Genomic DNA, 24,684 nt, shown 5'->3' on the forward strand with positions numbered 1-24,684 from the left:
GCGTTTCAGAAATTGATGGTGGTGCGGACGCCGAACACCGCGGCGTCCTTGATACGCTTTGTCTGCGTGGCATCGTTGGGATCGACGGCGCCGCCGGCGGGATGCATCACATATTGAAACACCGGCTGCACCGCGACACCCGGCGCGACCGCAGCGAGATAGGTTACTTCCAGCACAGCTTCAAAATCGCGGATGGGCGATTGAATTCCGGTGAAAAGCTGCACATCACGATCAAGCCCGCGCGCGCCATCCGAAATGCGCGCATAAGTCATCGCGATTCCGAACTTGTCGTCGGGCCGCTCTGCCGAGAAACCCGACACCTGAATGCCGCCATCGAGATAGAAGCTGATCAGATTACGATCGGACGGGCTGATCGATGTGCGCGCAAAGAAGCCGATGCCCTTGTCCGGGCCGAGTGCACTGAAAGCGAGCCGCTGTTCGTAAACGGCGAAAACGCCGCGATTGCCACGTCGCATCAGCGGCTCGCCGGTGCCGGCCGGATCGGCCTGCGACAGGCCCTGTGCGGTCCAGCGCTCGTCATCGAATTCGGCCAGATGCACCCAGCCGCCGCCGGTGATCGATCCGGGCAACTCAGACGGGCCGAGCTTGTAGGCATATTTCAGTTGCCCGATGATCCACGGCGGATCGTTGACGCGAAATGCAAGACCATGCGCGTTGGCGATCTGCGGATCATTCGGACCGGGCGCTGCCGCACTGCCATTAAACACCGCCAGATAGGCCGTGAACGCATCCGACAGACTGGCCTTGAAACGAACGCCCGGCACGGCGAGTGGCGGCGAGGGTCCGCCCGCCGGCAGGACCACGCCGGTAATGCCGGGCCAGCCCAGCGCCGAGTTGACGAAGATATCGTCATACTTGCTGTCGATGAACTCGATATCGGATGGCTGCTGACCGACCTTCACCAGCAGTCTGCCGCCGAACAGCGACTGTTCGATCCAGAATTCATAGAGCCGCGTCGCCGGCAGCGCTTCGATGCCGCTCACCAGCATCAGATTGCCGATATAGTCGCGCGACAGGCCAGGTCCGTGGATCTGATAGACATTGGCGTGAAAGGTCGCGCCGCTCCAGCCGACCGCCTTGTCGAGATCGACATCCACGCCAAAATCGAACCGCCCCTCATAGACCGCGCCGCGCCGGATGCCGCCGGACGCATTGCCGAGCGCCTCGCCGATGTAAGTGGCTGACAGCGCCACACCCCATTCGGCGAGCCGGTCATTGATCGGCTTCAGGCCATTATCGCGCCAATCGCCGGCATGCGCCGATGACAGCGAGATCGTGCCACAGGCGACAAGGCCGGCGAGCGCCATCATCGCACGGACCATCCAGCACGAAAACACACCAATCATGATAGCTACCTGATGATCTTGAGGCGCTTCATCACGGCATAGGCCGATGCTGACGAAATCAATATCAGTGCGCCCGCCCAGAGAAATCCGGTTTCGACATCGGTCAGCGGCAGTCCCTTGGTGTTCATACCGAAGATGCCGGTGACCAGCGTCGGCGGCAGCAGAAGCGCGGTAAGCACTGAAAGAACGCGAAGGCTTTCATTGCCGCGTTCCTCGATCTGCAGATGCAGCTCTTCCTGCAGCAGCCGGCTGCGCTCGCGCATCTCGACGACGTTGTGATCCAGCCCGTCGAGGCGCTGCGCCAGCTTGCCGGCACGCAGCTGCAGCGACGGTTTCAACTCACGCTGACCTTTGGCCTCAAGCCGCTGGAATACGATGCGCAGCCCGGACAGCTGCCGATGCAGCCGCACGCAGGTCCGGCGCAGACGGCCGAGCTTCTGCAACATGTCACGGGAGTCGCCGGAGACCACCTGCTCCTCGATCTCGTCGAGCGATATCGCCAAACTGTCGGCGACGCCGTCCATGGTGTCGGCAACATTCTCCACGATCGTCTCAAGCAGCGCGGCCATGCTGTCGACCCGCTGGCCCTGCTCAAGCGAACGGCGCGTCGCATCGACGGCGCAGAGTGCATGATGCCTGCCGCTGATCAGCAAGCGCTCGGTCATCACGAAGCGCAGATAGCCGGTGTCTTCGGTCGCCTCGTCGATATCGCGCAACAGATCCGAGATCACGCCATAGATACTGTCATCGGTGGCATGGAGCTGCTGATATGTGTCCTTGGACAGCAACAAGGCACGGGCCTGCTCCGGCGCATGCAATGGGATCTGCGCCAGCCATTGCAGCGCGCGCGCGTCAGTGAGATTGAAGTGCAGCCACAGCAGCCCGCCGTGAACTAGATCGATGCCGGCATCGACCGGCAACGGCTCCGGCTTGCCGTCGGAATGGATGCGGAAGGCCCAGACCAGACCCGGGATTGGATCGGACACGCCTGGTATGGACGTCACTTCTGCAGATGAGACCGGCACTTCAAGCTGCATCGGACACCCACCGTTTTTCACGCCACGCAATACGCATGCGCCACCAAAAAAATAAAATATCTGCCTGCGGCCACCTGACTGTGTCAGCCGGTCGCAGGCACTTAATGACACCCTTGTTACAGGGATATGTCAGCGGAGATGAGATGATGATCCGATTAGAAAAAATCGGACCATCATCTCATCTCTTTGTTTTGAGCGTGATCTTTCGGAAAACCGGTTTCCACTTTTCCGGATCATGCTCTATTCGGCGGCTTCAGCGAGTGCGTCGCTCTGCTTGTTGTAGTCATGGACGACGCGGCCATAAGGCAAAGTCAGATCGGCCAGGAAATGATGCGCACCGATCACGCGGCGCACCGGAAAGTCGGCGACCGGCGCGTTGACATGCGGGATCAGATGCAGACGGCCCGGGCCGAACCATGAGCCCTTCACGGTGATATCAGTCAGGTTGATCGCCACCAGCTGACAGACTTCCGCGCTGCCATCGACGCCGGGGATCAGCTTCAGGTTGATCTGGGTCTTGGACAGCGTGGCGAGCGTCGCTTCGCCATTGCCCGCCATGGCGCCGTGCTTGTAGGCCATCGTGCCCATGGCCACCTGCTGCCCGGCATATTCCAGCGTGCCAGTCAGCGTGTCCTTGACCACTTCAAGTTTCGGATGGGCGTATTTCTTCGGAAAGCCCCAGATCTCGCGGCCGGCGGCGATCGGCGGATCATCGTCCAGATACATCTGCGACACGAAGTTGACGTCCTCGCCCTTGAAACGCGCGGGGATCACGAGGCCCGTTTCCGTATAGCTGCCGAAGCCCGATGAGTCCGGCATCTTGATCCATTCATAGTGGACGATGGGCTGTTCGATCGGCTCCAGCGGCTCGGGCAGACCCATCCGGATCAAATCAGGATCGGTCTCGTAGGTGATGACAAGGAATTCGCGATTGATGAAGCGATAGGGACCGGCGGGATAGCTCGGGCCGGCCATCGGCATCGACGGCAAACGGAGGATGTCTTCCTGGCGCATCGGAAACTCCTTGAGTGTGAAGTCGCAGGGTTCGGATCGTTGGGTTAAACTCAGTGCGCGGTCCACCCGCCATCGACCGGCAGCGTGATGCCGGTGATCGAACGGGCGTGGTCGGTGCAGAGGAAATTGACGACCGAGGACAGTTCCTCGACGGTCACGAAACGTTTGGTCGGCTGGGCGGCGAGCAGCACGTCCGAGATCACCTGCTGTTCAGTGATGCCGCGCGCCTTGGCCTGTTCCGGGATCTGCTTTTCGACCAGCGGTGTCATCACATAGCCCGGGCATACTGCATTCACGGTGATGCCATGTTCGGCGACTTCCAGCGCCGCCGTCTTGGTCAGCCCGGCAATCCCGTGCTTGGCTGCGACATAGGCCGACTTGAACGGCGAGGCCACCAGCGCATGGGCCGAGGCGATGTTGACGATGCGGCCCCAGGACTTCGCCTTCATGTGGGGGATGGCGAGACGTGTAGTGTGAAACGCACTCGACAGGTTGATCGCCACGATCGCATCCCACTTCTCGACCGGGAATTCCTCGAGCGGCGCGACATACTGGATGCCGGCATTATTGACCAGGATATCGACGCCGCCGAATTCCTGTTCCGCCTGCGCCATCATCGCCGCGATGTCATTGCCGTCGGCCATGTTGGCGCCGCTATACAGCACCCGGATCTGATGGCTGTCGGCGATCTCGCTGCGGATCGCCTCGATCTCATTGGCATCACCAAAGCCGTTGAGCACGATATTGACACCGCTGGCTGCAAGGCCGCGCGCGATGCCAAGGCCGATGCCGCTGGTCGAGCCGGTGATGATGGCGGACTTTCCAGACAGCATGGGCGCAACCCTTCGTAAGCAAACGTTAATATCTGCTTCTTTGCTAGCGATCCTGTTTGACGGCGGTATGAGGAATTTCCTTCAGCCGCGTGACGCGCTTCATGGGCTGACGCGCATTCATCGAATTTGCTATTTGTCACAACGCCGTCACTGCTCATCTGAATTCTGCCGCCAACATCATGTGATCGTTGAGGAGAAGACGAAGATGGACGCGCGGACACCCGGTTCAGAGACGACCACCGAGACCAACTGGCGCCCCGATCGCTGTGATCGTGTAGCACTGGTGCTGCAGGGCGGTGGCGCCCTCGGCGCCTATCAGGCCGGCGTGTATCAGGCGCTACATGAGCAAGGCATGGAGCCGGACTGGGTGTGCGGCGTATCGATCGGCGCGATCAATTCGGCGATCATCGCTGGCAATCCGCCGGAAGACCGGCTGGAGAAGCTGCAGATCTTCTGGGACCGCATCACCGCCCGCAAGGTCTGGCACTACACACCGGACGGCGACGTCTATCGCAAGGCCCGCAATCTCGCGAGCTCGTTCATGACCACGACCCTCGGCCAGCCCGGTTTCTTCAAGCCGCACGAGGTCAATCCGTGGTTCAGCCCGGCCGGTGCAAAGACGGCCACGAGCTATTACGACACCTCGCCGCTACGCGACACCCTGCTCGAACTGGTCGACTTCGATCTCATCAATTCGCGCAAGACCCATTTCGCCGTCGGCGCAGTGAACGTCATCACCGGCAATTTCCTGTATTTCGACAACAAGAAGGAAGTCATCGCGCCCGAACACGTGATGGCATCAGGCGCACTGCCGCCAGCTTTGCCGATGGTGAAGATCGGCACCGATCATTTCTGGGATGGCGGCATCGTCTCCAACACGCCGCTGCAGCACCTGCTCGACCAGGAAGACAAGATGAACTCGCTCGTCTTCCAGGTCGATCTGTTCAGCGCACGCGGCGTGCTGCCGCGCGATATCCAGGAGGTTCTGGCCCGGCACAAGGACATCGTCTACTCGTCCCGCACCCGCCACAACACCGACATCTACCGACGCATGAACAATCTGAAGTCGGAGCTCTACAAGGTCTTGCAGCGCATTCCCGACGACCAGCTCAGCGACGAGGAACGCGCGCGGCGCGACAGCCTGTCGGATCTGCCGGAGATCACCATCCTGCAGATGATCTATCAGCAGAAGGCCTATGAGGGCGATTCCAAGGACCACGAGTTCTCGGCGACCTCGATGCGCGAACACTGGCAGAGCGGCCTCGACGATACCCGCCGCACATTGAAGCGTCGCGACTGGCTGGCGCTGCCGGAGCAAGGCAAGGGCATCGTGGTGCACGACGTGCATCGCGAGAGCAGTTCCTGACCGACGATACGTCCCAATAAAAAATGGCCCGCGCAGATGATGCGCGGGCCTTTTCTTTTGGCGGTTTGAAAAAGCGAGGCCGCCGCGTTTCCGCAGCGGCCTCGTCTGTTCTCAGAACAACTGGCTGAACAGCACGTAGAGCGAGGCCGAGAGCATGATGGCGCAGGGCAACGTCAGCACCCAGGCCATCAGCAGGTTGCGGATGGTGGCCATCTGCAGGCCCGAGCCGTTCGCCGCCATGGTGCCCGCAACGCCGGACGACAGCACGTGGGTGGTCGAGACCGGCAGACCGAACACGTCGGCCGCGCCGATGGTGGCAGCGGCCACGAGTTCGGCCGAAGCACCCTGCGCATAGGTCAGATGCGTCTTGCCGATCTTCTCACCGACGGTGACGACGATGCGCTTCCAGCCGACCATGGTGCCCAAACCGAGCGCGATGGCCACGGCGATCTTCACCCAATCCGGGATGAACTTGGTGGCGGCATCGAGCGAGCCCTTATAGGCATTGAGGGTCGCGACATCTTCCTTGTTGAGGTCGTTTTCCTTGTCCTTCATCAGGAAGCGTATGGCTTCCGATGCGAGATACATGTCGTTGCGGGTGTTGCCGACGGATTCCGCAGGCACCTTGTCGAGCGTGCCGTAGCTGCGAACCTGATCGCCGACCTGCTGCACGAGAACGGCGAGCGACGGATAGGTGCCTTCGCTGATCTTGCGCTGCGAGACATAGGTGGTCACCGCCGGACGGGGATCGCCGATGATGCTGTGGCCGGCGCCCTTGGCTGCGATCACCTTGGCGGCTGCGATGGAGTTGACCTGGAACTGCGCCACGCGGGATTCCGGCAATGCGCGATTCAGCGCATAGGCGGTCGGCACGGTGCCGATCAGCACCAGCATGATCAGGCCCATGCCCTTCTGACCGTCATTCGAACCATGTGCGAAGGACACGCCGGTGCAGGTCGCGATCAGGATGCCGCGGATCCACAACGGCGGTGCCTTGTTGCCGTCCGGTGCTGCGTACAAAGCAGGGTTACGCACGACGAACTTCAGCACCAGCAGCAGGATGGCGGCGCAGGCAAAGCCGAACAGCGGTGACAGCAGCAGCGCATAGCCGATTTCGGTGGCCTTGCCCCAATCCACACCCGAGGTGCCGTCACGGCCACGCATCAGCGCATTGGCGATACCGACGCCGATGATCGAACCGATCAGCGTGTGCGAGCTGGAGGCCGGCAGGCCGAGATACCAGGTGCCGAGATTCCAGATGATCGCCGCGATCAGCAGCGCGAACACCATGGCAAAGCCGGCACCGCTGGAGACCTGCAGGATCAATTCCACCGGCAGCAGCGAAACGATGCCAAAAGCCACCGCGCCCGTGGAGAACAGCACGCCGAGGAAGTTGAAGAAGCCCGACCACATCACGGCGAATTCCGCCGGCAACGAGTGGGTGTAGATCACCGTGGCCACCGCATTGGCGGTGTCATGGAAGCCGTTGACGAATTCGAAGCCGAGCGCGATCAGCAGCGCCACGAACAGCAAGAGGTAAGGCAGGTAGCTGGTAACGCGGGTGCCGGTGGCATTGACGTCCACATAGATGCTGTAGGCGACGAACAGGAGGCCGGCGGCCAGGATCCCGAAAAACAGGATCATCGTCAGCGGGTTAAAACCCTTGTCGAGATTGGGCCGCGACGCCGGCTCAACAGCCGCGCCTCCGGAAATGGATTGATTGGCAGTGAAATCGGTCATGAAACGCCCCCGTTACAGGTTAAGAGGCGTTAATCTCTGCACCACGGATGCGAAGCCCGGATGACAGGCGCGACAATTTGTCTGTTACGGGTTGTGACAGTCCGGCGTCACCGATGCGGCCGGTATATGACAGGGGTCAGATCGCCGACGCGACCTTTTCGAGTCCGATCATGCGCGCCAGTGCACGGACTTCGCGCTTCTGGTCCTCACGCAACTGGAACAGCAACGGCATCGCAGCAGACTTGAGTTGCTGCACCTCGTCGCTATCGGGATCGATCGGCGGAGCGCCGGCCGAAGAACTGGCCTGCTTGGTCTCGTGGATCCTGCGTGCCACGTTGCGCAGCGCCGCTTCGACGCCGGGCCAGTAGGATTCCTGCGACGCGGTCAGATTGAGCCGGGTCTTGATCGCCGAAATCTGCGCATCGCTGAGCAGCGTATAGGTCTTCTGCACCGGCTTGGCAGCAGCCTTGGGCTTAGCGGTCGGCTGCGGCACCACGATCGGCGCGAGCACCGTCGAACCGGGTGCTTCGATCGGACTGTCGGATGCAAAGGCCTGGCGCAACGGACTGCCGTCGACGCTCGGGACCTGCTGCGGATCGAGCGACGCCATCATGGCGCCGGCCAATGGCAACTTGTCTTTCTTGCCTTGCGTATTGGAAACCGGTCCGCGCGACACCGCGACCGAATTTTGCGCGGCACTGTCGTCATATGACAGCGACAGCGATGGGATGCTATCGCGACCGAGGATGCTCGCAACAGCCACGCCGGTCAGCAACAGGCAGCCCAGCACAAGAAGGGTCAGCGCACGCGTCAAGCCAGTCTCCGAAATTCAGGACCACCAGAGGTACCTGTCCTCACAAATGGAGATTAATTATGGCCTAACCATACCAGAACGGTGCGATAATACTCACAGACGTTCAGGCGGCATTGGCGAGAACATAGGCTTCCTGGATGTCGCTCACGATATCGGAGGCTTCCCACAGCGCATCCGGGGCGACCGATTGCATGCTGATGGTCCAGTTTGCGCCCTTTCCGGCGCGGGGCGTGCTGACGATGTCGAACTGCACCTCGCGGCACAGCGGATGACGGCCGAAAGCTGCGGCCACGCGTGCCTTGATCTCCTCGATCGTAGCCGGCGTCTTCGCGAAATAGGCTTCGATATCCATGATGGCCCCTGAATCGGTTGATTCCCGATCGGGGCATTGTTGGTTCCACAGGATTTAATGAATGGTTAATTTTGCTGCGCCGCTGGCAGATTGATACCACCCGGCCGGAGTGGGCTCAGCCCAGCAGTTGATCGAGCCGATCCCGGAGCTGATCCTGATGGTAAGGCTTAGCGAGCCGCGGCAGATCGAGCTGAGCGCCTTCGGGCAAATCCGCATAACCGGTGGCGAGCAGGACCGGCAGCGACGGCCGCATTTCGCGGGAATAGGCCGCAAGCTCGATGCCCGTCATGCCGGGCATCATGTGATCGGTCATCATCAGATCGAGCGGCTCGTCGCTTTTCAGAATCTCCAGCGCATGCCGCCCCGAAGTCGCGGGGATCACGCGATGGCCGAGATCCTCCAGCATCTCCGTCGTCGACATCGCGATGAGGGGATCGTCATCGACAAACAGGATCACGGCAGAGCGCGCGGCATGGCGCATGACGTGGGCCGTATCGGCGGCCTCCGGCTTCCTGTCGGTGACCGGCAGCACGAGGGTCGCCGTCGTTCCCTTGCCGACGACGCTCGAGAGATCGAGCGTGCCGCCGAGCTGTACGGCCAGACCGTGCACCATGGACAAACCGAGACCAGTCCCCTTGCCGAGCGGCTTGGTCGAGAAGAACGGTTCGATCGCCTTCTTCAACGTCTCCGGCGACATGCCGGCGCCATTGTCGATGATCGACACCTTGAGATAGTCGCCGGGCTTCAGAATCGGGTCGCCCTTGCCGACCTTATGCTTCTTCACCTTGATATCGATGGAGCCGCCGTCCTGCATGGCGTCGCGCGCATTGATCGCGAGATTGAGGATGGCGAGTTCGAGCTGATTGGGATCGATCTGTGCCCGCGGCAGATTGTCGGGAATATCGAGACGCAGCGCCACGCGCGGCCCGAGCGAGCGCTCGAGCAGATCGCTCATGCCGCGGACCAGCGCGCCGAGATCGACGGCCACGGCTTTCAGATCCTGCTGCCGCGCGAAGGCCAGCAGCCGCTGCGTCAGCGAGGCGCCGCGCTCGGCGCCCTGCATGGCGCCATCGACCAGTCGTTTCAGGCGCGGATCATCCGGCATGCGCTTGCGCAGCAGATCTAGATTACCCATCACCGCCATCAGCAGATTGTTGAAGTCATGCGCGACGCCGCCGGTGAGCTGGCCGATGGTCTCCATCTTCTGCGCCTGGCGCAGTTGGTCCTGCGCCTTCTCGCGCGCCGCAACTTCCTTCATCAGGTCGTTGCTGCGTTCCTCGACACGCTGTTCGAGTGTCGCCGTGAGTTCGGCAAGCGCGGACCGCTCCGCCGTCAACTGCTCCAGCAAGTTGTCGCGATCGATATCGGCAGACTTTCGCGCCGTGATATCGACGGAGACGCCGACCAGCGTTTTCGGCTTGCCGTCAGGCCCACGGACCATGCGCGCGCGCGTCTCGACCCAATGCACCGAGCCGTCCGGCCAGATATTGCGGTATTCGACATTGTAATCCGCGCCGGCCATCAGCGTCGCATCGAGCGCCTGCTGGCGTTGCTCGCGATCATCGGGATGAACCGCGGCCTGCAACTCGCTGAACGTGAATGACTGATCCGGCCGGCGGCTGAAGCATGCCTTGGTCGTATCCGAGACCTCAAGCCGAAGTTCGGGCAGATGCAGTTCGAGCGTCCCGAGCCGTCCTGCATCGAGCGCCGTCTGCAGCAGTCCCTGACTGTCGCCGAGGTCTTCGAGAATGGCGCGCGTCTGATACTGACGCCGGCGCGCGCGGACGGCCGAACCGACGATCGAAATCAATGTGGTCGGGTGAAACGGGCGCTCGATGAACGTCACATTGCCGAGTAACTGTCCGAGCCGCGCGGCATCCGGATTGCGCTCCGGTCCGCCGCCTTGACGTGTCAGCAGGACGATCGGGAAATCGGACCACGACGGTTGATCGTGCAGCCAGTTGCCGAGGCCGCGCAAATCGACAGTCTTGATCGCCTCGTCGGCGATCACCGCGACGCCCGCACCGCCCCTGATCTCCTCGAGCAGCGCCGGAAAATCCGCGCAGGGCTGCGCGTAAAAACCGGCCTCGCGGATCAAGGCCGCAGCCACGGCAGAATCACGCCCTGTGGGAGCAAGAATGACAGCGCGCTCGGAGGAACGCCCCGGTTTCACGCCGAGGATCCCTCGAGCAGAGAACTTTGACCGTTGTAAATGGGTACGCCACGCAACACGCCCTGGAATTCGCTCAGCGGCGCGCCGATCGTGAGGCCTCGCCCGTCGATCCGGTACTCGCGAATGGTCGACTCATGCGCACCGGTTCGCTTCTTGATCACGGACATCGCACGGCGAACGCTGCCGCTTGCTTCGAAGTAACGGAGCAGGATCACGGTATCGGCGAGATAGGTGACGTCCACCGGCGCCTTCATATCGCCGACGAGGCCGTGCTGCGCCACCGTCATGAAGGTCGCTGCGCCCCTGCGGTTGAGATATTGCAGCAGCTCATGCATGTGCAGGATCAGCGAGTTCTCTTCCGGCATCGAGGCCTGATAGCCATTGAGACTGTCGATCACGACGGTCTTGATGTTGTGCTCGTCGATCTGACGACGGACGCGATGCGCAAATTCACCGGGCGACAATTCGGCGGCATCGACCTGTTCGACAAACAGATGCCCGCTTTCCTGCATGGCAGGCAGATCGATTCCGATTCCCTTCATGCGATCGAACAGCAGTCCAAGTTCCTCGTCGAAGATAAACATTGCGGCCTTCTCGCCGCGCTTCACCGCTGCGACTACATTGACGATCGCAGTGAGTGATTTGCCGGTGCCCGCGGGCCCGAGAATCAATGTGCTCGAGCCTGTTTCGATGCCGCCGCCCAGCAATTGGTCGAGTTGCGCAATGCCGCTCGACTTGGTCTTGCGATCCATGCTGTTGCGGAATTCGGATGCGACCAGCCGAGGAAAAACGTTAAGCCCGCCCGTGGTGATGGTGGCATCGTGGTAGCCGCCGCGAAACTTGACGCCGCGATACTTGATCACCCGCGCACGCCGACGCTCTGCGCCGTAGGAGGGCGCCAGCTCTTCGAGCCGCAGCACGCCATGTGCGACGCTGTGCACTGTCTTGTCGGCCACTTCCGCCGTGAGGTCGTCGAGCAACATCACCGTCGTGCCGAATTTTGCGAAGTAATGCTTGATGGCCAGTATCTGGCGGCGATAACGCAACGAGCTCTGCGCCAGCAGCCGGATTTCCGACAGGCTGTCCAAGACGACCCTGCTCGGCTGGGTGCGTTCCACCGCCTCGAATATCTGCTTGGTGGTTTCGCCGAGCTCGAGGTCGGACGAATAAAGCAGGCTCTGTTGCTGATCCTCGTCAAGCAGGCTTTCCGGCGGCAGGAGCTCGAAAACTTCAATGCTCTTGTCGAGGGTCCAGCCATGGGACGCTGCGCCATCGCGCAACTCACTATCCGTCTCGGATAGCGTAATGTAGAGCCCCTTCTCTCCGATCCGCGCGCCCTCCAGCAAGAACTGCAAGGCGACCGTGGTCTTGCCTGTCCCCGGCGCGCCTTCGACGAGAAAAATGTGACCTCGGGAGAATCCGCCGGAGAGGATATTATCCAATCCCCAGATGCCGGTCCTGGCTTTGTCGTCCTGCACGTGCGTCGAACTCATACTGCCCCCTGACGCGCGATAACCGGGGCAATATCAATCGGTTCCCTGTCCAGGACAAAAATTCTAAAAAGCGCGGTCGTCAACGTTTCTCAATGACCAGGCTCTGCACCGCCCGGCCGAAATAACCATTGATATCGGCGAGCTTCGACGCAGCAAGACCGGCGCCATCCGGCCCGATCCAACTCTCCCCGTCCAGCAGGATCCAGTCGCCCACCGGCGGACGTGACAGGCTCACGGTGAGGTCGGCATTCAGGAAGGTCCAATCGTCGAAACTCAGCACCGGGGACGAGCCGTTGCTGAAGTCGGCCGCGATCACCGCACGCATCACCTGCGAGAGGCCGGCGCCTTCGACGATCGGCCGGTTGGCCCGGTACCAGATCGCGCCCGGCCCGAGCGACAGGAAGCCGCCGCGCACCGCGCGAATGGTCATGCCGGTGACGAAGGGACTGCTGGCGTAACGTGGCTCCAGCAATCCACCCTGATCCGGCGGCGGCACCGTGACCGGCGGATCGGTGATCTCCGACGGAAGCGCCTGCGCCTCCGCCCTGATCTTCAGCACTGTCGCACGCACCACGACTGTACCGTTCGCCATCAGTCTGACGCCAACGAGCTGAATCTTGCGGCCTTCGCGCAGCACCTCGGTCTCGAAAGTGAGCGGCGCTACCGGCACCGGCCGCAACAAGTCGATGGTGACACGCGTCACATGCATCGGACTTGCGGTCGGCATCTGTTCGGCCAACCAAGTCACCAGAGCCGACGGCGCCGAGCCGTGCTGCATGGTCTCGTTCCACGGACCCGCAGCATGCGGGCTGGTGACGACATGGTTGCCGTCCACGCGATAGATGGCGTCCATCAGATCGGCCTTCTCAATGCAGGATCAGAGCGGCGGATCGATCGCTTCGTCATATTCCTTCTTGAAACGCGCAACGAGTTCGGCCACCGGCACGACCTTCGACACGCTGCCGATGCCCTGGCCGCTGCCCCAGATTTCCTTCCAGGCCTTTGGCTTGGCACGCTCGCCACTGGCGTCGGTGCCGAAATTCATCTTGGTCGGATCGGACTCCGGCAGATTGTCCGGGTCCATGCCGGCGGCGACGATGGACGGCTTCAGATAGTTGCCGTGAACGCCGGTAAAGAGATTCGAATAGACGATGTCTTCCGAGCCGGAAGCCGCGATCATATCCTTGTAGCCCGGCACCGCATTGGCTTCGGTGGTGGCGATGAAGGCCGAACCGATATAGGCGAAGTCGGCACCGAGGATACGCGCGGCGCGAATGGCGCGACCATTGGCGATGGCGCCCGACAGTGCGATCGGACCATCGAACCACTGCCGGGTCTCGGCGACGAACGCGAGCGGCGAAATCTCGCCGGCATGACCGCCGGCGCCTGCCGCAACGAGGATCAGGCCGTCAGCCCCCTTCTCGATCGCCTTGTGCGCGAAACGCTGATTGATGACGTCGTGAAACACGATGCCGCCCCAGGCATGGGCCGCCTGATTGAGTTCTTCACGCGCGCCAAGCGAGGTGATCATCATCGGCACCTTATGCTTTTCGCAAAGCGCCATGTCCTGCTCGAGCCGGTTGTTGGACTTGTGCACGATCTGGTTGACCGCGAAGGGTGCGGAGAGCCGATCCGGATGCGCCTTGTCATGCGCGGCGAGTTCTTCCTTGATCCGGTGCAGCCATTCGTCGAGCAGCGCCGCCGGACGCGCATTCAGCGCGGGAAACGCGCCGACGATACCGGCTTTGCACTGCGCGATGACGAGATCCGGCACCGAAATGATGAACAGCGGCGAACCGATCACGGGCAGCGACAGGCGGTTCTTAAACAAAGCCGGCATCGACATGGGAAATTCCTCGACTTCTTTTCTTGATTTGTGCGCGATCCTGCGCGCCTGCCCCCGGTCGATCCGGGTGCGGGCGGACGATGCCAGAAGCGTGGGGCGGATGGCAATTGCGCTGCGGGAGAAAAAAGCCGGACCCCGAGCGGCGTTCGTCCGGTAGGCGGAATAATGGGGCACCACATTATCCAGGTGGCGCCCCATTATCAGGATGACTGATCGATTATCGGCAAGCGCCCGATCAAGCCGGATCTGACATCGTCACACGGTTCTTGACGCTGGGACGCTCGTTCATCCTTGCGTACCAGGCGTGGAGAGCCTCGTACTCCGCAGGCACCTCAAGCTTCACGAGACCGGCGAAGATCAAACCGCCAATTACCGTGATATCGGCCATCGAGAAAAAATTGCCGGCGATGAATGGCTGCTTTTTCAACACCCCGTCAAAGTACGCCATTCCCCTGAGCGCCTTGTCGCGCTGGCGGAAACCCCACTCGGCATTTTGATAGATCTCGACGTGGGGTCCGAGCCCCGGTGTCGCGTGATGGAAATAGACACTGATGGCGTCGAGCAGCTCCAGCTCGGCACGCTTGCTCATCATGTGGATCAAGCCCGTGTCGCGCGGCGTGCCGCCGGTGAGCGTGGGGGAGCCGTCAAGTCCGTCGAGATATTCGGTAATGGCGGTGCACTCGGCAATGAAAGTGCCGTCGTCGAGTTCGAGCACCGGCAGCGTGCCTGAGTAGTTCTTGGCGAGAAACGCCGGCTTCTTGTGCTCGCCTTTGGTGAGATCGACCGACACGAAATTGATGCGCGATCGGAGGTTCTTCTCGGCCACCGCGATCCGGACGCGCGCCGGGTAAGGCCCCGTACTCCAGTCGTGAATCGTCATCATCGGGAGCTTTGTCGCGTCGCCATTGGAGATCTGAGTATTCATTAGCCTATCCTACCTATCAGTTGGTAGGGTGATTTACGGCTTTGATCTACAGGCGTCAACGCCTATCTATCACTTGGTAGGCCGCAAACACGGGGTTGTGAGACCGGGATATGAGTTCGAATTCCAGAGAAGCCATCCTGGCGGCCGCGAAACTGACCGCGCAGGCCCATGGCTATAGCGGCCTGAATTTCCGTGATCTTGCGGCAGAGGTGGGCATCAAGGCCGCGAGCATCTACCACCACTTCCCGAGCAAGGCCGATCTCGGCGCCGCGGTTGCCAGGCGCTATTGGGAGGACTCGGCCGCCTATCTGGAGGCACTGCTGGCTGAGTCCAAGGATCCGGCCGCCTGCCTCCGCCAATATCCCGGCACGTTCCGCAAGGCGCTGGAGAGCGGCAACCGCATGTGCCTGTGCAGCTTCATGGCCGCCGAATATGACGACCTGCCGGAGCCGGTGAAGAAAGAGATCCGGACCTTCACCGATATCAATGTGGCATGGCTGAGCAAGGTTCTCGTCGCTGTAACCGCGCTGAGCCTTGAGGAGAGCGAACCGCGCGCGCGCGCCATCTTCGCCGCCATCACCGGCGCCCAGCTAATGGCCAGAAGCCGCGCGGATGTCTCACTCTATGACGCGCTCATCGAGAGCTATCGCGCAGCGGGTCTGTTGCCCGCATAGATCTACTGGCAGAGCGCCTGGGTGACGTAATTTTCCGTCTTGCAGTCACCCGGCTCCGGCGCGCGGCCGGGGATCATGGCCCTGGGCGAGCAGCTTTGCGCTGCGTCGGTGTCGAGGCTCTTGCCGTCCTTGAAGCCCTTGCTCTGACACAGTTTGTCCGAGGCCGCCTTGCAGTCGGGTGCGCCATTGGCAGCGACCGGACAGACTACCCTTCCCTTCACCACCGTGTTGAGCTTGGTCAGGCTGTCGGTGCCGAGCGACGGCATCGCGGGCAGCGATGGCAGCAGCGAGGTGGAATTCTTGAACAGCTTGCCGATTTCGTTGAACAGGCCGGGATTCTCGGGCGCCGGCGGCGGTGACGGCGGCGGCGCCTGTTCAGCCATAGGAGCCGGCGCGAAAGCCGCGGCAGGCGGGGGTGCGGCCGAGGGAGCCGGGACAACCTGAATCGTGATCGACTTCTGCGGAGCCGGTTGCTGCTGCATCGCCTGCGACCAGGCGCACATCGTAGCTGCGCCCACGGTCAGCACCGCGATCGCAGCGACGACGCAGTTGCGGGTTACCGGAGCCAACAGACGGGTCAAATCGAACATGATGCGGAACGTATCCCGACACCTGCGCCGGGGGAAGCATCCAGATCTAGAACAGCCGGAATGCGATGATGAAGCCGAGCACCAGAACGCCGACGCCCAGCGCAACCCACAGACCCAGACGCTTCTCGATGGTCTCGCGAATCCACACGCCGTACCGGTTGAGCAGGATGGCGACGACATAGAAGCGCACGCCACGGGCAACCACCGACAGCGCGATGAACATCCAGATATTATAGTTCGCGAAGCCTGACGTGATGGTGACAAGCTTGTAGGGGATCGGCGTCAGCCCCTTCAGCAGGATGATCCATGCGCCATATTCGGCATAGCCGGCGCGGAATGCCTCGACCTTGTCGCCATAGCCATAGAAATGAATGACCCATTGGCCGACGGAGTCATACAGCACCGCGCCGATGAGATAGCCCACCACGCCGCCGAGCACTGAGGTAATGGTGCAAATGCCCGCATAGAGCCAGGCCTTCTGTGGCCGGGCCAGCGCCATCGGAATCAACATCACATCCGGCGGCACCGGAAAGAACGAACTTTCCGCGAAGGACACGATGCCCAAAATCCAGAGGGCATAGGGCTTGTGGGCGGCGTCGATACACCAGTCATACATTCGTCTGAGCATGGTTCGCGATGAACCATCCTGACGCCGATTTGTCTATGGCTGGGCTGACACGCGCGAGACGAAAAGCTTAACTCAACTTGCGAAGGCGACGACCTTCGAGCGCGACGATTGGCCGCCGCGCAGCGCTTTGTTCGATGGATTTGGGCCGTTTCGGCGGTTTCGGGAGCTTTTCGGCGATACCGAGCATGTCTTCACGCCGGCTCATCTCGGCCCAGACCTGCTCAGGACGCACGCCCGCGGCCGCCCACAATACAGTCAAATTGTAGAGAAGATCGGCGCTTTCGCGGATCACGGCGTCCGGTTTGCGGTTGATCGCATCGATGACGACCTCGATGGCTTCTTCGGCAAGCTTCTTCGCCATCTTTTCCGGCCCCTGCTGATAAAGCCGGGCCGTTCGCGAGACCGATGGATCGAGATCCTTGGCCGCGATCACCGCCTGATAAAGCCGGTCGAGCGAATCACTCATGCAACTACACTATCCCAAAGCCGTGGCCAGCGCGTTAACGCCTGGCATTCAAGTGTCTGCAACGACGTCAAAACGCCGGCCGCAAGCGCGACCGGCGTTTGATAGTTAAGTGACAGTTGCATGACGGAATAAGTTGTGACCGATCGCGAACTACCAGGTCATACGACGCGAATTATCATAACCATGACCACCGCCGTAGCCGCGATACGGTACGCCACCGTAATAGGCAGGACCGCCATCATAATAGGCTGGGCCACCGCCGTAGTAGCCGTAGCCCGGGCCATTATCGTAGTAATAGTCACGACGGCTCTGCGTTGCAGCGATTGCGCCAATGGTACCGACGATGGCGCCAAAGGCCGCAAGGCCGGCAGCATTGCCGCCACCGCGATAATGACGACGGCGCGCGCTGCTGAAATCGGTCGCATCGCTGGTGCCGTGAGTTGCAACAGCCTGGCTCGTGCTCTTGGCGACAGGCGCCGCAAATGCTCCGGTCGGCGCAATTGCCGAGATCGTCATGGCCGCGACGGTCGCCACGATGGCGGCGCGGCCAGTCTTATTAAACAATCCATTTCGTACGAACATCTCAATGTCCTCCGTGGTCGTCTGGCCCTGTGGGCCTCTGTATAGCCAACCACTTCGGCCACTATGAGTTCCCCAACCCCAACGGCAGCTGAACGATCGGTGTCCAAATCGGGGCAGTCATCTCCCGTTCAGCCTTTTACGGTTAGAAACGACGCGCAAGATGTCGCACCATACCGCCATCAATCAGACATGCCCGGCGGGGTAACTGCCGGTCCGTCAGTCGTTAAGTATCTTGATGCCCAGAAACGCGACCAACATTTCCCGGCGGCATGTCCTCCTCTCGCTGAGTGCGCTGGGCTCCGTCGCTTTTTGCGCGTCATCGGGACAGGCCGCCGACGACAACAAGACAGCTGACGACAAAACACCAACCAATATCCAGTTTGCGCTCGATCGCGCAGTCGATGCGATTGCCGCACCTTTCGTGCTGGCCGATGCCCGCGGCCTGTACCGGGCCGAGAACTTGAATGTAACCACCACCGTCGCCGCAGGATCGAAGGAGGCCATCGCGCGGATCGCTTCCGGCGCCTGCGACATGGCGCTGGCCGATCTCAATGCGTTGATCCGCTATCGCGGCGATTCCGATGCCGCGACAGTGAAAGCCGTCTTCGTGCTGCTCAATGTAGCCCCCTATGCCATCGTCGCCCGCAAGAGCCGCGGCGTGATCTCGCTCGGCAGCCTTGAAGGAAAAGTGCTTGGGGTCGCTGATCGCGATCTCGCGATCCGGCTATGGCCGGCACTGGCCAAGCGCAACAACATCAAGCTTGCAGCCGTGAAGCTGGAGAGGATCAGCGCCGCGGTGCGCGAACCGATGCTCTCGGCCGGTCAGGTCGATGCGGTCACCGGCTTCTCCTATCTCTCGGCGGTCAACCTGCGCGACCGCGGCGTCCCCGCCGATGACCTGGCGGTGTTTCGTTTCGCCGAGTTCGGCTCCGCCGCCTATGGCCTCGCGCTGATCGTCAATCCGAAATTCGCTGCCGCCAGACCTGAGGCCGTGAAAGCATTCATTCGTGCCGTCACCGCCGGGATGCAGTTGGCGATCCAGGACCCGGCCAAGGCGATCACCGACGTCATGACCCAGATGGAGAATGGTTCGCGCGAGCTCGAACTGACGCGGCTGCACGTTGCCATTACCGACAATATCCTGACCGACGACGTCCGCCGCGACGGGCTGGGTGGCATCGACGCCGCGCGCTTTGAGGCGTCGCTCAACGAGATCGCCGAAGATTTTACCTTCAAGAAGCGCCCCTCAGCCGCGGACATCTTCGATGACAGCTTCCTGCCGGGCTCGGTCGGCCGCAAGATGAACTGAAGAAGTTCAACTGAACAACTTTTCCCGAAGCTGTATTCGGCTGCCATCCCCGCCTAGACTATGCGCAATCGGTTATCCCGTTCGCGCTGCGCTGAGTGACCTCCCATGATCCGTCTTTACACCCGTGTGCTGGAGCTGCTCGGCAAGGAGAAGCGCCTCGGCTGGATCCTTGCGGGCGCCAACCTCCTGCTGGCCGGCGCGCAATTCGCCGAACCGGTGCTGTTCGGCCGGATCATCGACGTGCTCTCCGGCAATCTCTCGACGGCCGCAATGCAGACGGACAGCGCATCGCCCTGGCCGCTATTGGCGGCCTGGGTTGCGTTCGGCCTGTTCACCATCGTCTGCGGCGCGGTGGTGGCGCTTCATGCGGATCGCCTCGCGCATCGCCAGCGCCAGGCGGTGCTGACCGATTACTTCGAACACATCATGCAATTGCCGCTGACCTTCCACACCGGTACGCATTCAGGGCGCCTGATGAAAGTGATGCTGGCCGGCACCGATGCCCTGTGGCGTGTCTGGCTCGGCTTCTTCCGCGAGCATTTCGCCTCCATCGTCTCGCTGTTCGTCCTGCTGCCGCTGTCGATCTATCTGAACTGGCGGCTGGCGATCCTGCTCGTGATCCTGTGCGTCGTGTTCACGGTGCTGACCACCATGGTCGTGCGCAAGACATCGGGCATGCAGAGCGACGTCGAGGAGCATTACGGCGACCTTTCCGCGCGCGCCTCCGACGCGCTGGGCAATGTCGCGCTGGTGCAGAGCTTCACGCGCATCGATGCCGAAGTACAGGGCCTGCGCGGCGTCTCCAGCCAGTTGCTCGAAAAGCAGATGCCGGTGCTGTCATGGTGGGCCCTGGTCTCGGTGATGACCCGCGCCTCCACCACCATCACGGTGCTGGCGATCTTCACCGTCGGCATCGCGCTGCATCAGCAGGGTCTCACCACCGTCGGCGAGATCGTGATGTTCGTCAGTTTTGCGACGATGCTGATCCAGAAGCTCGAACAGGTGGTCTCCTTCATCAACACCATCTTCATGGAAGCGCCGCGGCTGCGCGACTTCATGAACGTCCTCGATGCCGTGCCTGCCGTGCGCGACCGCATCGACGCCATGGATCCCGGCCGGCTGCAGGGCATGGTCGAATTCAACGACGTGTCGTTCTCCTATGACGGCAAGCGGCCGGCCATCGCGGATCTGTCCTTCACGGCGCTGCCCGGCGAGACCATCGCGCTCGTCGGCGCCACCGGCGCGGGCAAATCCACCGCTATCGCACTGCTGCACCGGGCCTTCGACCCGCAATCCGGCATCATCTCGATCGACGGTATGGATGTCCGTGCACTCACCCTGTCGGGCCTGCGCCGAAACATTGGCGTCGTGTTCCAGGAGGCGCTGCTGTTCAATCGCTCCATCGCCGACAACCTGCGCGTCGGCAAGCCGGATGCGACGGACGAAGAGTTGCGCATTGCCGCTGCCCGCGCCCAGGCGCTCGATTTCATCGAACGCAGCGATAACGGTTTCAACACCAATGCCGGCGAACGTGGCCGCATGCTGTCCGGCGGCGAGCGGCAACGGCTGTCGATCGCCCGTGCACTGCTGAAGGATCCGCCGATCCTGATCCTCGACGAGGCCACCAGCGCGCTCGATGCCGTGACCGAGGCCAAGCTCAACGTCGCTCTCGATGAAGTGATGAAGGGCCGCACCACCTTCGTGATCGCGCACAGGCTGTCCACCATCCGCAACGCCACGCGCATCCTCGTATTTGAGAACGGCCGCGTGATCGAAGCGGGAACTTTCGATGAACTCGTGATGCAGGGCGGCTATTTCGCCAGTCTGGCCGCCGCCCAATTCATGGTTCAGGAGGACGCACGCGCCAGCATGGCCCTGCCCGATGTCGCCGAACCCCTTTGATGTCTTTGGAGAACCGGTCGAAATTTGGCCCCTTTCATCACCGATTTAACCGGCTCGCCACTGTTCTGATGCTCTCGGCCGGTATAGGTTTGCAGCCGTCACCGCGTGACGGCAGACCGACATGAGAGCCCCGAACCTCAAATCCAAGAATTGCTGCGCGCGGTGCTGGAGCACTGCAGGCGGGCCGCAAAGGACCGGAATCGGATAGTGCAGTTTCACTTCGCATCGCGCCGCCTGCTATCACTCAACTGGTTCATTCTCGCCGCGGCACTTGCGCTCGGCGTGACTGCGCCGCGCACGGCCAGTGCTGAAGCGCTTCTGCTCGTCGAAGCCGATACCGGCAAGGTCCTGCAGGCCGAGAACGCGACCTATCCGTGGCACCCCGCCTCCGTCACCAAGCTGATGACGACCTATGTCACGCTGCAGGCGGTGAAGCAGGGACGCATCAACCTCGACACGGTGGTGACCGTGTCGCCGATCGCCTCCGCACAGTCGCCATCGAAGATGGGCTTCAAGGCCGGCACGCAGGTCACCATCGATAACGCGTTGAAGATGATGATGGTGAAGTCGGCCAACGACATGGCCGTCGTGCTCGCCGAAGGCGTCGGCGGCTCCGTCGACGGATTTTCCGCGATGATGAATGCCACGGCGCAGAAGCTCGGCATGACGCAAACCCACTATGTCAATCCGAACGGCCTGCCCGCGGACGAACAGGTGACCTCGGCGCGCGACCTCGCGATCCTTGCGCGTGCGATCATTCGCGACCTGCCGGAATACGAATATTTCGTCCATATTCCTGCGATCAAATTCGGCCGCCGCATCACGCCGAACTTCAACAAGCTGATCGGCCGCTATCCCGGCGCCGACGGCATGAAGACCGGTTTCATCTGCGCCTCCGGCTACAATCTTGTCGCCACCGCCACCCGCGGCAACAAGCGGCTGATCGCGGTGGTGCTCGGCGCCTCGTCCGGCCAGGCGCGCGCCGTCAAGGCCGCGCAGCTGCTGGAACGCGGCTTCAACACCGGCACAGGCGGCCTGACCTGGCTGCAGCCGGCGCTCGGCACCGTGGATGCCCTCGCACCGATCGACGCCGCACCGCCCAACCTGCGCGACGAGATGTGCGGACCGAAACGTAAGCGCCCGGCCAGCGACGCCGATGATGAAGTCGTCGCCAGCAACGAAGCCAGCAGCCAGGCCATGTCGTTCTTCACCGCCGGTCTGCAGCCGCCAACGCTGCGCCCGGTCGACATGATCGCCGCAGCCGCCGCACCGGTCGAGCCGGTGATCGTTTATATTGGGCCGAAGAAGACCGGTGCCGACCTGATCGCCGCCAATGCGGTGGAAGAAGCCCGGCAGACGCCAAAGCCCAAGGGCAAGAAGGGCACCAAGACCGCCGCCAAGAAGCCTGATGCGGCAGCCGACACCAAGGACGCTAAACCCGCAGCATCGGCCGAGGCAAAAACGGCCGCGAAACCTGCGGCCAAACCGGCTGCAAAACAGGCAGCGGTGAAACCGGATGCAGCCGCGCCGAAACCGGCCGCTGCAGCTAAGCCAGCCGCCGCCAAGCCCGCGGCTGCCAAGCCTGCCACGGCGGCCACCGGCGCTCCGGCCACAACGCCGGCCAAGCCGAAGGCAGCGGCCAAACCCGCACCGAAAGCTACCACCGGCGAAGCCAAGCCGGCTGCGGCAGCTCCGCGCACTTAGACCTTCGTCGACAAGGCTCAACTATCATCGTTAACGCGGCCGGTTTCCGGCTGCGTCATGTTGCGCCGCGCCTTGCTATCAAGGGCAGCTTTGCTCAATACTTCGACGAAATAATCAAATCGAGGGGGAAGTGTCATGGAGCGCATCTGGCTCAAACAGTATCCGGCAGGCGTGCCAGCCGACATCGACGTCAGCCTGTATCCGTCGCTGGTCGATCTGCTCGAAGAGAGCTTTGCCAAATTCCGCGATCGCAAAGCCTTCATCTGCATGGATAAGTCGATCACCTATCGTGAGCTCAACGAAATGTCCCTGGCGCTCGGCGCCTATCTGCAGAGCAAGGGCCTCGCCAAGGGCGCCCGTGTCGCGCTGATGATGCCGAACGTGCTGCAATATCCGATCGCCACCTCCGCGGTGCTGCGCGCCGGCTATGCCGTAGTCAACGTCAACCCGCTCTACACGCCGCGCGAGCTCGAGCATCAGCTCAAGGATTCCGGTGCCGAAGCCATCATCGTGCTGGAGAACTTCGCCTCCACGGTGCAGCAGGTGATTGCCAAAACCAATGTGAAACACGTCATCCTTGGCAGTATGGGCGACATGCTCGGCTTCAAGGGCGTGATCGTCAATCTCGTGGTCCGCCGCGTGAAGAAGATGGTGCCGGCCTACGAATTGCCGGGCGCTGTCTGGTTCAACGATGCGGTCTCTGCCGGGCGCAGCATGAAGATGAAGAAGCCGGTGCTCGGGCCCGACGACGTCGCCTTCCTGCAATATACCGGCGGCACCACCGGTGTTTCCAAGGGCGCGACGCTGCGCCATCGCAACATCCTGGCCAATGTGCTGCAGAACGATGCCTGGCTGCAGCCGGCGCTGCGCAAGCCGCCGCATGTGGACCAGCTTTTCATCGTCTGTGCGCTGCCGCTCTATCATATCTTCGCACTGACGGCCTGCTTCCTGCTGGCCGTGCGCGCCGGCGGCGTCAACCTCCTGATCCCGAACCCGCGCGACATGCCGGGCTTCGTGAAGGAGCTGATGAAGTATCAGGTCAACAGCTTCCCGGCCGTCAACACGCTCTATAACGGCCTGCTGAATACGCCGGGCTTCGACCAGGTCGATTTCTCCAAGCTGAAGATTTCCAACGGCGGCGGCATGGCGGTGCAGAAGGCGGTGGCCGAGCGCTGGCTGAAGACGACCGGCTGCTTCGTCGCCGAAGGCTACGGACTGTCGGAAACCTCGCCGACGCTGACCTGCAACCCGGCCGATGTCGATCAGTTCAACGGCTCGATCGGCGTGCCGGTGCCATCGACCTGGATCTCGATCCGCGACGACGACGGCAACGAAGTCCCGCTCGGCGAGCCCGGCGAGATTTGCGCCAAGGGCCCGCAGATCATGTCGGGCTACTGGAACCGGCCGGACGAGACCGCCAAGGTGATGACCGCGGACGGCTTCTTCCGCACCGGCGACATCGGCATCATGAGCCCCGACGGTTTCACCAAGATCGTGGATCGCAAGAAGGACATGGTGCTGGTCTCGGGCTTCAACGTCTATCCGAACGAGGTCGAGGACGTCATCGCCAGCCATCCCGGCGTGCTGGAATGCGCCGTGATCGGCGTGCCAGATCCGAAGACCACCGAGGCGGTGAAGGCCTTCGTCGTCAAGAAAGACCCGAACGTCACCGCCGAGGACATCATCAAGTTCTGCGGCACCCAGCTCACCAACTACAAGGTGCCGAAACAGATCGAATTCCGCACCGCCCTGCCGAAGACTAATGTCGGCAAGATCCTGCGCCGCGAACTCCGCGACGAGAAGAAGCAGGCCTCAGCGGCCTGACACACTGCTATAGGGTGGGCCCGCTTTCGCATGGCCCACCCTATG

The 24,684-nt window shown here is 61.9% G+C and carries 22 protein-coding genes; 6 read left to right on the forward strand and 16 right to left on the reverse strand.

Annotated elements, in window-relative coordinates; all coding sequences use genetic code 11:
- Positions 1–5: 5 nt before the first annotated feature.
- From HP556_RS04140 to HP556_RS04155, 4 genes are all read right to left on the reverse strand, one after another.
- Entirely contained in the window at positions 6–1,367 is a 1,362-nt protein-coding gene (locus tag HP556_RS04140; RefSeq protein ID WP_175366023.1) for a carbohydrate porin, read from the reverse strand.
- A 5-nt stretch (positions 1,368–1,372) separates the two neighbouring features.
- The gene (locus HP556_RS04145; protein ID WP_175366024.1) at positions 1,373–2,404 is read right to left on the reverse strand and encodes a transporter; all 1,032 of its coding nucleotides are present in this window, start codon (positions 2,402–2,404) and stop codon (positions 1,373–1,375) included.
- A gap of 240 nt (positions 2,405–2,644) precedes the next feature.
- A complete protein-coding gene (locus HP556_RS04150; RefSeq protein WP_175366025.1) occupies positions 2,645–3,418 on the reverse strand; it encodes an acetoacetate decarboxylase in 774 nt (257 codons plus the stop codon).
- A 50-nt stretch (positions 3,419–3,468) separates the two neighbouring features.
- Complete coding sequence (locus HP556_RS04155; protein WP_120287308.1) at positions 3,469–4,251, reverse strand: 3-hydroxybutyrate dehydrogenase; 783 nt, start codon at positions 4,249–4,251, stop codon at positions 3,469–3,471.
- A 205-nt stretch (positions 4,252–4,456) separates the two neighbouring features.
- Between HP556_RS04155 and HP556_RS04160 the strand changes: the two genes are divergently transcribed.
- Positions 4,457–5,617, forward strand: coding sequence for a patatin-like phospholipase family protein (locus HP556_RS04160; RefSeq protein WP_175366026.1), 1,161 nt, complete (start codon positions 4,457–4,459; stop codon positions 5,615–5,617).
- 111 nt (positions 5,618–5,728) lie between these two features.
- Here the strand turns inward: HP556_RS04160 and HP556_RS04165 are convergent, their stop codons facing one another.
- The 8 genes from HP556_RS04165 to HP556_RS04200 form a co-directional block, all read right to left on the reverse strand.
- Positions 5,729–7,357, reverse strand: coding sequence for an inorganic phosphate transporter (locus HP556_RS04165; protein WP_093757439.1), 1,629 nt, complete (start codon positions 7,355–7,357; stop codon positions 5,729–5,731).
- 136 nt (positions 7,358–7,493) lie between these two features.
- The gene (locus tag HP556_RS04170; RefSeq protein WP_175366027.1) at positions 7,494–8,171 is read right to left on the reverse strand and encodes a hypothetical protein; all 678 of its coding nucleotides are present in this window, start codon (positions 8,169–8,171) and stop codon (positions 7,494–7,496) included.
- 103 nt (positions 8,172–8,274) lie between these two features.
- Positions 8,275–8,523, reverse strand: coding sequence for a hypothetical protein (locus HP556_RS04175; RefSeq protein ID WP_068729285.1), 249 nt, complete (start codon positions 8,521–8,523; stop codon positions 8,275–8,277).
- 115 nt (positions 8,524–8,638) lie between these two features.
- Entirely contained in the window at positions 8,639–10,633 is a 1,995-nt protein-coding gene (locus tag HP556_RS04180) for an ATP-binding protein (protein WP_338117529.1), read from the reverse strand.
- Positions 10,634–10,692: 59 nt separating this feature from the next.
- On the reverse strand, positions 10,693–12,189 hold the full coding sequence (locus HP556_RS04185; protein ID WP_175366029.1) for an ATPase domain-containing protein: 1,497 nt from the start codon (positions 12,187–12,189) through the stop codon (positions 10,693–10,695).
- A 79-nt stretch (positions 12,190–12,268) separates the two neighbouring features.
- Positions 12,269–13,042, reverse strand: coding sequence for a thioesterase family protein (locus HP556_RS04190; RefSeq protein WP_175366030.1), 774 nt, complete (start codon positions 13,040–13,042; stop codon positions 12,269–12,271).
- Between the two features lie 24 nt (positions 13,043–13,066).
- Entirely contained in the window at positions 13,067–14,035 is a 969-nt protein-coding gene (locus HP556_RS04195) for an NAD(P)H-dependent flavin oxidoreductase (protein ID WP_068729293.1), read from the reverse strand.
- A 235-nt stretch (positions 14,036–14,270) separates the two neighbouring features.
- On the reverse strand, positions 14,271–14,915 hold the full coding sequence (locus HP556_RS04200) for a glutathione S-transferase (protein WP_093758151.1): 645 nt from the start codon (positions 14,913–14,915) through the stop codon (positions 14,271–14,273).
- A gap of 155 nt (positions 14,916–15,070) precedes the next feature.
- Between HP556_RS04200 and HP556_RS04205 the strand changes: the two genes are divergently transcribed.
- On the forward strand, positions 15,071–15,634 hold the full coding sequence (locus tag HP556_RS04205) for a TetR/AcrR family transcriptional regulator (RefSeq protein ID WP_175366031.1): 564 nt from the start codon (positions 15,071–15,073) through the stop codon (positions 15,632–15,634).
- A gap of 2 nt (positions 15,635–15,636) precedes the next feature.
- Here HP556_RS04205 and HP556_RS04210 read toward each other — a convergent pair whose 3' ends face one another.
- From HP556_RS04210 to HP556_RS04225, 4 genes are all read right to left on the reverse strand, one after another.
- On the reverse strand, positions 15,637–16,224 hold the full coding sequence (locus HP556_RS04210; protein WP_068729297.1) for a hypothetical protein: 588 nt from the start codon (positions 16,222–16,224) through the stop codon (positions 15,637–15,639).
- A 46-nt stretch (positions 16,225–16,270) separates the two neighbouring features.
- Complete coding sequence (locus HP556_RS04215) at positions 16,271–16,852, reverse strand: YqaA family protein (protein WP_089267665.1); 582 nt, start codon at positions 16,850–16,852, stop codon at positions 16,271–16,273.
- A gap of 67 nt (positions 16,853–16,919) precedes the next feature.
- Positions 16,920–17,318: a phosphoribosyl-ATP diphosphatase gene (hisE, locus tag HP556_RS04220; protein ID WP_089267666.1), complete on the reverse strand. Its 399-nt coding sequence runs from the start codon at positions 17,316–17,318 to the stop codon at positions 16,920–16,922.
- Between the two features lie 150 nt (positions 17,319–17,468).
- On the reverse strand, positions 17,469–17,900 hold the full coding sequence (locus HP556_RS04225) for a hypothetical protein (RefSeq protein ID WP_120287316.1): 432 nt from the start codon (positions 17,898–17,900) through the stop codon (positions 17,469–17,471).
- A gap of 235 nt (positions 17,901–18,135) precedes the next feature.
- Between HP556_RS04225 and HP556_RS04230 the strand changes: the two genes are divergently transcribed.
- From HP556_RS04230 to HP556_RS04245, 4 genes are all read left to right on the forward strand, one after another.
- On the forward strand, positions 18,136–19,209 hold the full coding sequence (locus tag HP556_RS04230) for an ABC transporter substrate-binding protein (protein WP_175366032.1): 1,074 nt from the start codon (positions 18,136–18,138) through the stop codon (positions 19,207–19,209).
- Between the two features lie 105 nt (positions 19,210–19,314).
- Complete coding sequence (locus HP556_RS04235; RefSeq protein WP_093757446.1) at positions 19,315–21,111, forward strand: glucan ABC transporter ATP-binding protein/ permease; 1,797 nt, start codon at positions 19,315–19,317, stop codon at positions 21,109–21,111.
- A 207-nt stretch (positions 21,112–21,318) separates the two neighbouring features.
- Positions 21,319–22,815, forward strand: coding sequence for a D-alanyl-D-alanine carboxypeptidase family protein (locus tag HP556_RS04240; protein WP_175366033.1), 1,497 nt, complete (start codon positions 21,319–21,321; stop codon positions 22,813–22,815).
- A 135-nt stretch (positions 22,816–22,950) separates the two neighbouring features.
- On the forward strand, positions 22,951–24,639 hold the full coding sequence (locus HP556_RS04245) for a long-chain fatty acid--CoA ligase (RefSeq protein WP_175366034.1): 1,689 nt from the start codon (positions 22,951–22,953) through the stop codon (positions 24,637–24,639).
- The last annotated feature ends 45 nt before the right edge of the window (positions 24,640–24,684 follow it).

The organism is Tardiphaga robiniae, assembly GCF_013359755.1.
In the GTDB taxonomy this organism is placed as follows: domain Bacteria; phylum Pseudomonadota; class Alphaproteobacteria; order Rhizobiales; family Xanthobacteraceae; genus Tardiphaga; species Tardiphaga robiniae.

What these genes read in the sequence shown, in the direction of transcription:
- HP556_RS04140 (WP_175366023.1), bottom strand. Translation starts at nt 1,367, where the DNA reads ATGATTGGTGTGTTTTCGTGCTGGATGGTCCGTGCGATGATGGCGCTC.
- HP556_RS04145 (WP_175366024.1), bottom strand. Translation starts at nt 2,404, where the DNA reads ATGCAGCTTGAAGTGCCGGTCTCATCTGCAGAAGTGACGTCCATACCA.
- HP556_RS04150 (WP_175366025.1), bottom strand. Translation starts at nt 3,418, where the DNA reads ATGCGCCAGGAAGACATCCTCCGTTTGCCGTCGATGCCGATGGCCGGC.
- HP556_RS04155 (WP_120287308.1), bottom strand. Translation starts at nt 4,251, where the DNA reads ATGCTGTCTGGAAAGTCCGCCATCATCACCGGCTCGACCAGCGGCATC.
- HP556_RS04160 (WP_175366026.1), top strand. Translation starts at nt 4,457, where the DNA reads ATGGACGCGCGGACACCCGGTTCAGAGACGACCACCGAGACCAACTGG.
- HP556_RS04165 (WP_093757439.1), bottom strand. Translation starts at nt 7,357, where the DNA reads ATGACCGATTTCACTGCCAATCAATCCATTTCCGGAGGCGCGGCTGTT.
- HP556_RS04175 (WP_068729285.1), bottom strand. Translation starts at nt 8,523, where the DNA reads ATGGATATCGAAGCCTATTTCGCGAAGACGCCGGCTACGATCGAGGAG.
- HP556_RS04185 (WP_175366029.1), bottom strand. Translation starts at nt 12,189, where the DNA reads ATGAGTTCGACGCACGTGCAGGACGACAAAGCCAGGACCGGCATCTGG.
- HP556_RS04190 (WP_175366030.1), bottom strand. Translation starts at nt 13,042, where the DNA reads ATGGACGCCATCTATCGCGTGGACGGCAACCATGTCGTCACCAGCCCG.
- HP556_RS04195 (WP_068729293.1), bottom strand. Translation starts at nt 14,035, where the DNA reads ATGTCGATGCCGGCTTTGTTTAAGAACCGCCTGTCGCTGCCCGTGATC.
- HP556_RS04200 (WP_093758151.1), bottom strand. Translation starts at nt 14,915, where the DNA reads ATGACGATTCACGACTGGAGTACGGGGCCTTACCCGGCGCGCGTCCGG.
- HP556_RS04205 (WP_175366031.1), top strand. Translation starts at nt 15,071, where the DNA reads ATGAGTTCGAATTCCAGAGAAGCCATCCTGGCGGCCGCGAAACTGACC.
- HP556_RS04210 (WP_068729297.1), bottom strand. Translation starts at nt 16,224, where the DNA reads ATGTTCGATTTGACCCGTCTGTTGGCTCCGGTAACCCGCAACTGCGTC.
- HP556_RS04215 (WP_089267665.1), bottom strand. Translation starts at nt 16,852, where the DNA reads ATGCTCAGACGAATGTATGACTGGTGTATCGACGCCGCCCACAAGCCC.
- hisE (WP_089267666.1), bottom strand. Translation starts at nt 17,318, where the DNA reads ATGAGTGATTCGCTCGACCGGCTTTATCAGGCGGTGATCGCGGCCAAG.
- HP556_RS04225 (WP_120287316.1), bottom strand. Translation starts at nt 17,900, where the DNA reads ATGTTCGTACGAAATGGATTGTTTAATAAGACTGGCCGCGCCGCCATC.
- HP556_RS04230 (WP_175366032.1), top strand. Translation starts at nt 18,136, where the DNA reads ATGCCCAGAAACGCGACCAACATTTCCCGGCGGCATGTCCTCCTCTCG.
- HP556_RS04235 (WP_093757446.1), top strand. Translation starts at nt 19,315, where the DNA reads ATGATCCGTCTTTACACCCGTGTGCTGGAGCTGCTCGGCAAGGAGAAG.
- HP556_RS04245 (WP_175366034.1), top strand. Translation starts at nt 22,951, where the DNA reads ATGGAGCGCATCTGGCTCAAACAGTATCCGGCAGGCGTGCCAGCCGAC.